The organism is Sulfuricaulis sp. (assembly GCF_040901545.1).
In the GTDB taxonomy this organism is placed as follows: Bacteria; Pseudomonadota; Gammaproteobacteria; order Acidiferrobacterales; family Sulfurifustaceae; genus Sulfuricaulis.
In genome coordinates this window covers 1-8,393 of record NZ_JBBDYL010000007.1, presented here as the reverse complement: position 1 = coordinate 8,393, position 8,393 = coordinate 1, and the positions used below count along the sequence as shown (strand labels likewise).

The window sequence follows — 8,393 nt, the reverse complement described above, 5'->3', positions numbered from 1 at the left end:
CATCGCCGCAGGACAGATCGCGCGTCCGACGCGTGCGCCGGTCGTACCAGCCCATGTGCGCCCGTCCGCAGTCTCCGCAGAGCGTTTTTTTGAGCGCCGGACAAGAGTAATGACCCGCGCCTTCGGATCACCGAACACACCGCGTACCGTGCTTTGCGCACGGAAACCGCGGAAGGTGTATGCGCCCCACAGCCGCCGCTGTCGCTTCGCTGAATTGGCCATCGGGAAATCATCTCAGTTTCGAGCCCCTCAGGAAACACCCTTCTTCACTCGGCAAAAGCTCAATTTACCCCCACAATTCACCCACACGACTTCCTGAAGACCCTGTAATATTAAGTGTAGGTGTGTCTGTTCAGTCCGGGCAAGCGGCGATTGGCTGCGCGATAAAAGCCGAGCGCAGAGCCTGAAACACATTGTGTCCCTGCTTATGCAGCGTGTCGAGGTAAGAACGGATGATGCAGAAATCCTCAGCGCCTTTGAGTGTTCGAAATGAGCCGGAGATTTTTTGCTTGACCTTGGGCATGCGAATGGCGCGTTCGCCCAGATTATTGGTAAAGGGCACCGTCAGATCCGAGACGAACCTGAGCACGGCCGCGGCATGCAGACTCAGACGGCGGGTCAGATTATGAGCAACGCTTTGTTTGATGCGACCGCGGCGCGGGCGCGTGCGGGTTTGGGGCGGATGACAGGCTTGAGCTTGGGCGAGAATGGCCGCATAGCGCCGCTCGATGCGCCGGCGCAGGCGGTCAGGCACGGCGGCATGTCCCTCGCGGCGCGCCGCCTCGCAATGATCGCGTGCCCGGCGCAAGTGCCGGATCAGGCGCTTAGGCCACACCTGCCCGGTGGTTTCGTGCAAATAGATCAGTTCGCGTATCAGATGGGCATTGCACAGCGCATGTTCGCCCGGCATCTGCCAATAGGGGCCCCAGCAGTCATGCACCAGCACCCCGCTGCGGTGGGGCAAAATGGCGTGCGCCTGCATCGCCGGGGCGCCGCGCCTGGCATGCACGCCATACCAGGTCAGGGTGGGGCTGGCCACCGTATGCAGCCAGTGCAGCTTGGCCGCGACCCGCAGCCCCGATTCGTCGGCGTGCGCCACGGGGCTGGCCACCAGCGCCTGGCCGATGCGCGCAACTGCGGGGGCGAGCCGCCGGGCCGCCTCACCGATCCAGGCGTGCACCGTGGCCGCCGACAGCGGCAGGCCGAACAGTTGTTCGATCAGTTGCGCTGTACGAAACAGCGGCAGCAACTGCCCTTGCGTCAGGTGCACCGCCAGGGCCTTGAGGTTCGGCCCGTATTGCACCAGTTGATTGACCCCGTCGGCAAAGGCGCTTTGGTGTTCGCGCCCGCAGCGGCAGCGCGCTTGCCAGGTGCGATGTTCGGTCACGTTAAATTGGGCCACCGGTATGTCGAACACTTGCCGCCGCTCGCCGCTATACGCTGCGTTAAGCCTCGCCCCGCACACGCAATACTCGGGCAGGCGGTGTTCGATCACCGTATCTGGCACGCTGACCCGTTTCAGGCCTGTGCCTTTGTGGCCGGCTTGTCCGCCCGGCGCCTTGCCCGAGGACTCGCGCTGTGAGTGTGTCTTCTTCAGCCCGTCGCTCGAGGGCGGCTTGTGGGAATTGTGGCTGTCCTTCGCCAGCCTTGCCTCCAACTCAGCCACCCGTGCCTTTAGCTGACGCACTTCTTCTATCAACGGCCACAGCAGCCGGATCAGGTCGTCCTTCTGGGCGTGGCTTAGCTTGGATAAATCCGGCAGCGTTTGCATCTGCTCAGCATACGGTGCTGCGCCTTAAAGTACAATCCCCCTCGCACTGAACAGACACGTGTAGGTTTCGTGTATCAACCTTGGTGTTACGAGAGATCAGTACTTTATGCTCAAGACTTCGGGTGCTAACGGCAAATTGTGAGCTGCTGTAACTAGAAGTAATGACGTGACCTAAATGGAGGAAACATGACGACGCTCAGAACAGGGCTTATCGGTAGTTTGGCGATATTCTTTTCAATGGTTCTCAATTTGGGCATTTGCGCCGCCCAGGAATATCCCTCTAAACCAATCCGATTTATCGTTCCCTACGGGGCCGGCGGCGCTGCAGATATATCAACACGTGTAATCGCGCCCAGGCTTGCCGCCGCATTTGGTCAGCACGTAATCGTCGACAATCGCCCCGGAGGCGGCACGATTATCGCAAGCACGTTGTTGGCAAAGGCAGTCGGAGACGGATACACGTTAATGAATGCGAACGTAACTTTTAGCGCCAATCCAGCGCTACATAGCAAGCTTCCGTACGACTCAATAAAGGACTTTGTGCCAATCACGCTGATTGATTTGATGCCCAATGTGCTACTTGTGCACCCGTCAATTGCCGCGACTTCTATATCGGAGCTAATCGCTTTAGTAAAGGCTAAACCCGGGAAACTGAATTATGCGTCTGCCGGAATAGGAAGCGCGAATCATCTGAATATGGAGCTATTAAAGAGTGTCACCGGAATCAACGTTGTGAACATTCCGTATCAGGGTGGTGCGCAGGCGATGACGTCGATTGTCGGAGGTGAAACACAGTTGCTTTTTGTTACGGTGCCGCCGGCATTGCCTCACATTAGATCAGGAAGAGTCCGAGTGCTGGCAGCTACGAGTACAAAACGAATTGCGACATTACCGGAAGTGCCAACAATTTCTGAGGCGTTTCTACCCGGGTTCGATTTTCACGAATGGCACGGGGTGCTGGCTCCTGCCGGGATTCCCAAGGAAGTCGTTAGCAGATTAAATCGGGAAATTAACAAGATTCTGATGGTGACGGAGGTGCGAGAACGCCTTTCAAGCATTGGCGCGGAGGCCACCGGAAGTACCCCGGAGCAAATGGCGCAGCATGTTCAGTCGGAAGTAAGAAAGTGGAAGAAAGTCGTAAAGCCCGTGGACTAAATGTGGTCCGTATGACTGTGAACAGGTTATCAAGTAGAAAAAAATGAAGAATATTTGGATTGGTATCGATACTGGTGGCACGTTTACTGATGTTGTACTTTGTGATTTGTCAACAGGGCTATATACATATCATAAGCTACCGACAGCCACGGGCGAGCCTGCAAAGGCGGTGCTGGATGGTATTACCGAAATCCTTGAGCTTGCAACGGTATCAACGGATGACGTTAGATTTCTCGTGCTGGGCACGACGTTGGCAACAAACGCGGTACTCGAGGGGAAAACTGCACGGACCGGGATGATCACTACTGCCGGATTTCGAGATGTCATCGAGCTTGCTCGGCAACGTCGTCCACATTATTTTAATTTAGATGTAGCGAAACCGCGACTGCCTGCCTCGCGCGATTGTCGTATCGAGGTTGTCGAGCGAATTGCGGCGGACGGCTTAGAAGTAGATCCGATCGTGGATCAGGAAGTGGAGAACGCTGTTCGCGTTCTGAAGGGAAAAAGCGTGCAAGCGATCGCTATATGCATGTTGCACTCCTATGTGAATCCTGTCCACGAACAGCACGCGCGCAACCTCGTTAAAAAGCTTTGGCCCGAAGTTTATCTGTGTACCTCGTCGGAAGTCTTACCTGAGTTTCGGGAGTATGAACGGTTCGCCACGACCACGGTAAACGCCAGCCTAATGCCGATCGTGGACAAGTTTCTCGAACGTTTCGAGTATGGCGTTGCAGACCTTGGTGTCAAAGTTATGCCGCGTGTTATGCAGTCCAATGGGGGTGCGGTTACACCTGGCGCGGTTCGGCGCATACCCGTCAATACTTTCTTTTCGGGGCCGGCTGGGGGGGTGGTCGGGTGCGTGGGATTAGGGGCCGAGCTAGGCTTAAAGGATTTGATTACGTTTGATATGGGCGGTACGTCCACCGATGTGTGCCTAGTACAGGATTATGAAGCTGCAAGGAAGGACCTTCGCGAGATGGCGGGTATTCCGGTGCGAACCCGAACCATCGATATTCACACCATCGGCGCCGGTGGAGGAAGCATTGCCTGGGTTGACGCAGGCGGGCTGCTGAAAGTAGGACCGCAAAGCGCGGGGGCACATCCAGGCCCTGCAGCTTACGGCCGCGGTGGCACCAAGCCAACGGTCACGGATGCTAATGTGCTTCTGGGGCGGCTCAATCCAAAGTCGCTGCTCGGCGGACGCATGGCGATACTTGCTGATCGTGCGAGTCAGGTAATCAAGCAAGATCTTGTGCCGAAACTCAATATTGACGTCGTGCGTGCGGCAGCAGGGATAATTGAGATCATTAACGTCAACATGATGGGTGCGGTACGTGTGATCTCAGTGGAGCGGGGCACCGACCCACGCGATTTCACGTTGGTTGCCTTCGGTGGCGCGGGCCCCTTACATGCAGCCGACGTTGCTCGCGCCATGGGCATACGCAAAGTACTTGTGCCGCCGCGACCCGGATTGCTCTCGGCATTGGGCCTGCTGCACGCAGACGTGCGCGGAGACTTCAGTATCACCCGGCTTGTCACTTTTTCGCCCAAAACTCTGAAATGGATTAACTCGGGGTTCGACGAACTCCGACGCCGCGGTGACGATTGGCTTAAAGGTGAGGCAAAGAGGAACGCTCGGACGCAACGTAGCTGGATGTTGGACATGCGTTACCTTGGCCAAAGTTACGAGCTTACGCTTGAGATTAAGAATGGCCGTCTAGACCAGAAATCACTCCCGGCGCTCGTTTCTCGATATCACAAGCGGCATCTTGACTTTTACGGATATGACATGCCGGATCAGCTCGTGGAAGTCGTAAATCTGAGACTCGCAGTAACTATTCGGCGGGACGCGCCGCCGCCTGAAAAACGCAAGGTTGCAGGCGGCACGACAAGGGAAGCCGTTACGGAAAGGCGGAAGGTATGGTTCCCGGAGACGGGCTTTGTAACGACGCCGGTGTATGACCGTGACCGCTTGCCGGCAAATTGTCGGATCGTCGGGCCGGCGATTATTGAGCAGATGGACACAACAACGGTTGTGCCGCCTCGAGCGACGCTATCCAACATGAAATTTGGTTACTTACACATTGAGGTGGAACCATTGCCCGCGAAAGGAATCGCGTAATCATGGGTAAAAAGCACGTGGACCCAGTGAGGGCCGAAGTTGTCGCCCGGTATCTATTGGCGACATCCGAGGAGATGGCGGCTACGCTTATGCGAACCGCGTTTTCACCAAATATCAAAGAACGCGGAGATTGCTCGAGTGCCATATTCGATGCGAAGGGACAGGTAGTTGCCCTGGCCCACCGAATTCCCATTCATTTGGGTTCGATGGTTGGCGCTGTGGATGAGATTCAGAAGCGTTTCGGATTGAACGATATTCATCCCGGCGACATGTTCATGGCGAACGATCCTTATAATGGTGGAGGCACACATTTACCGGATATCACCATTATCGCCCCGGTATTCATTGGGAAGAGAATCGCCGCGTATGTGGCAAATATAGCTCATCACGCTGACGTAGGCGGTATGGTGCCCGGGTCAGAAGCTGCGGTGTGCACATCTATATTTCAAGAGGGTTTGCGAATTCCGGCCGTTCGAATCATGTCCGGCGGGAAACTCAATCGCGATGTGCTTGCAATTGTCCTGTTGAATTCTCGAACTCCGGACGAGCGTGTGGGTGACCTTAAGGCGCAATTCGCGGCCAATCCTGTTGGGGTGCGTAGCATCGAGGCGTTGTTTAAGCGATATGGAAATGTTGAGACAGAATCCACTATTGGGGCATATCTCGACTTTACAGAAAAGCGATTTCAGTCTGCCATTAGTAGGCTTCGCCCGGGTATTTACGAAGCAGAAGATCGTCTCGATGGTGACCGAGACGGTGAGTTCGCGTACATTCGCCTGAAGCTTAAGGTAGCAAAAGACAAACTCGAGTTCGACTTCTCAGAATCAGATCCGCAGATTCACTCCGCGCGCAACATTCCGCATCGCGCTGTACTTGCAACCATATATACCGTCGCAAAAAGTCTTCTCGATCCCGACGTGCCAGCAAACGCCGGTTACTATCGCACTATCACCGTAAAAGGTCGTAATGGGACTGTGGTACAGCCGGTATCGCCGGCACCGATCGGGGCCAGGGCAATCTCAAGTGCGGTCCTTGGCGACGTAGTCGCAGCCGCTTTAACACAAGCAATGCCCGAGAAAGCGTTAGCAAGAAGTGGGCCGCATCATTTGGTGGTGACCGCAGGGACAGATCCGCGTAGTGGAACTTACTTCGTAAGTTACGAAACGTTGGCGGGAGGGATGGGAGCGCGCGCATATCGCGACGGTATGGACGGCGTACGTGTGCACGCGTCGGGATCGTCCAATCTGCCGATTGAGGTTCTTGAAAATGCTTATCCGATTCGAGTTGAGCGCTATGAGCTGTGGCAAGACTCAGCGGGTTCCGGTAGGTATCGTGGCGGTATGGGCGTATTGCGTGACTACCGTATGTTGGGTGAGAACATGGTCATTAGCCTCTCCTCAGAACGACAGCATGCCGCTGCTGCAGGAATGGAAGGTGGTGACGCAGGGAAATGCGGCGTATTCGTTTTAAATCCCGATTCGTCTCAACCGCAGAAATTACCGTCTGCGGCTGGCGAAATTCCGCTCGCACAAGGAAGCGTATTGCGGATCTGCACACCCGCGGGCGGTGGTTTCGGATCTCCATCCGAGCGAGACGCGGATGCCGTTGCACGGGACGTGTTGGAAGAGCGACTGAGTCGCGAGGACGCTAAGCGCATTTACGGATGGCAGGAGATGGCGTAAAAGATTGCCTCCGGATATTTATAGCAGCATGCAGTCACGTCGTTGTACGCGTCCGGCTCGGCCGCATACAATTAATTCGAGGCGGTCAAATGCAGTGAAGAGTCCTAGCGTGGAGCATTCCTGGAACGAATATCAGGGCGGGCCATTCTGCCTTATCCCCTTATCCATAATAGATTCGATACGCGCTGACGGTACCGAGCACCGGATCATATGATGCGTCTCTAGGAGAATCTCGTTTATGAAAAGTTATATTCTTGGGCTGCGCTGCCCGCGTTGTTCCAAAGACCACGTCAACGCGGATATGACCACGGATCCAATTTGCCCAATACACGGCGAGAACCAGGCAGCGAGCTATGACATTGATGCCATCAAGCGCGACGTTGATCGCGACGGCATTCCATCCACGCCGAAAAGCATCTGGCGTTGGGGAGCCCTTTTACCGGTGCGTGATCACGCGAACGTCGTCAGTTTGTTTGAGGGAGACACGCCGCTTTTTCACGTGACGCGACTCGGTGACCGGCTTGGGCTTCAAAATTTCTACATCAAAGATGAATCCTGTAACCCCACGGGCTCCTTTAAAGATCGCGGTGCCAGCGTGACCGTGAGCAAGTCTAGGGAGGTTGGGGTTAAGGGCCTGATCCTTGCATCGTCGGGCAACGCAGCAACTGCGTTTAGCGCATACAGCGCGCGGGGCGGAATTCCCTTTTACGGATTCCTACGAGATGAGACATCAGCCGTCCATCGATTACAGACTTCGATTTACGGTAATCGGATTTTTGTGGTGGAAGGAGACATGGTGGATGGCACCCAACTGGCCGGTGAGGTCGCGAAAAAGCGTGGGCTTTTCCATTGCACCCAGCCTTACAATCTGTACCGCGCCGAAGGGAAGAAGACGATTGCCTTCGAAATCTGCGAGGCATTGAAGTGGGAGGTTCCGGACCGAATTCTAGTTCCGACGTCCGGCGGTACAAACGTTCTGGCGATTTACCAGGGTTTTCAAGAGATGAACGCCCTGGGCTGGGTGAAGGGCATGCCCGCAATTGACGTGGTCCAGATCGCTGAGTGCGCGCCGATCGTGCACGCCTGGAAATCGGGAGAGCCGGTCAAGCGTGGACGCAAACAGACGATCAAATCGACGGGGCTTGGTCACCCGTTTCCTGCGGCGGGTGATCGCGTCGTGCAGATCATGAAGGCGACTGGCGGGGTAGGCTGGACGGTAAGCGACGCAGAGGCGTTCGAGGCCGCGAGGCTGCTGGCCCGGGCTGAGGGACTGTTCGTGCAGCCCGCATCGGCAACGCCGATTGCCTGTTTCCTGTCCATCGGCGCCGAGCAGGCAAGAAAAGCCTATGGTAATCAAGTGATAATCGGTATTGCCACTGGCTCTGGGAAAAATCAGGTTGACGAACCACTTGCCGAAGTTGGACGGCCGCCGCGCATCGTCAAGTCCCTCGCGGCGTTTGAGGCCGCAGATTCGGGGAGTTAAATTGCAGCAGTGTCAGATCAGATCGGCACTACTACGTCTTTTGCCTTTTCGTCTCGTCTTTCTACCCGTTACTCTTCCCTTTCGCCTTTATTTATAGTCTAGGCCTCATGAAATGGCATACCGCGCCCTTAGTAGTCCGGTTCATAAGTTCCCGCACGTATTTATAGATCATGCTGCGAG

The 8,393-nt window shown here is 55.7% G+C and carries 6 protein-coding genes; 4 read left to right on the top strand and 2 right to left on the bottom strand.

The features are described from left to right. On the bottom strand, positions 1-222 hold a 222-nt coding region (locus WD823_RS02250; protein ID WP_368427860.1), incomplete at its 3' end, for a hypothetical protein. A gap of 130 nt (positions 223-352) precedes the next feature. Further along, entirely contained in the window at positions 353-1,771 is a 1,419-nt protein-coding gene (locus WD823_RS02245) for an IS66 family transposase (RefSeq protein WP_368427859.1), read from the bottom strand. Between the two features lie 186 nt (positions 1,772-1,957). On the opposite strand from WD823_RS02245, the gene WD823_RS02240 reads away from it, so the two are divergent. From WD823_RS02240 to WD823_RS02225, 4 genes are all read left to right on the top strand, one after another. Next, the gene (locus WD823_RS02240) at positions 1,958-2,926 is read left to right on the top strand and encodes a tripartite tricarboxylate transporter substrate binding protein (RefSeq protein ID WP_368427858.1); all 969 of its coding nucleotides are present in this window, start codon (positions 1,958-1,960) and stop codon (positions 2,924-2,926) included. Positions 2,927-2,969: 43 nt separating this feature from the next. Beyond that, the gene (locus WD823_RS02235) at positions 2,970-5,048 is read left to right on the top strand and encodes a hydantoinase/oxoprolinase family protein (protein WP_368427857.1); all 2,079 of its coding nucleotides are present in this window, start codon (positions 2,970-2,972) and stop codon (positions 5,046-5,048) included. A 2-nt stretch (positions 5,049-5,050) separates the two neighbouring features. Next, positions 5,051-6,730, top strand: a complete 1,680-nt coding sequence (locus WD823_RS02230; protein ID WP_368427856.1) for a hydantoinase B/oxoprolinase family protein — start codon at positions 5,051-5,053, stop codon at positions 6,728-6,730. Between the two features lie 238 nt (positions 6,731-6,968). Further along, positions 6,969-8,213: a threonine synthase gene (locus WD823_RS02225; protein WP_368427855.1), complete on the top strand. Its 1,245-nt coding sequence runs from the start codon at positions 6,969-6,971 to the stop codon at positions 8,211-8,213. The last annotated feature ends 180 nt before the right edge of the window (positions 8,214-8,393 follow it).

What these genes read in the sequence shown, in the direction of transcription:
- WD823_RS02225 (WP_368427855.1), top strand. Translation starts at nt 6,969, where the DNA reads ATGAAAAGTTATATTCTTGGGCTGCGCTGCCCGCGTTGTTCCAAAGAC.
- WD823_RS02235 (WP_368427857.1), top strand. Translation starts at nt 2,970, where the DNA reads ATGAAGAATATTTGGATTGGTATCGATACTGGTGGCACGTTTACTGAT.
- WD823_RS02230 (WP_368427856.1), top strand. Translation starts at nt 5,051, where the DNA reads ATGGGTAAAAAGCACGTGGACCCAGTGAGGGCCGAAGTTGTCGCCCGG.
- WD823_RS02245 (WP_368427859.1), bottom strand. Translation starts at nt 1,771, where the DNA reads ATGCAAACGCTGCCGGATTTATCCAAGCTAAGCCACGCCCAGAAGGAC.
- WD823_RS02240 (WP_368427858.1), top strand. Translation starts at nt 1,958, where the DNA reads ATGACGACGCTCAGAACAGGGCTTATCGGTAGTTTGGCGATATTCTTT.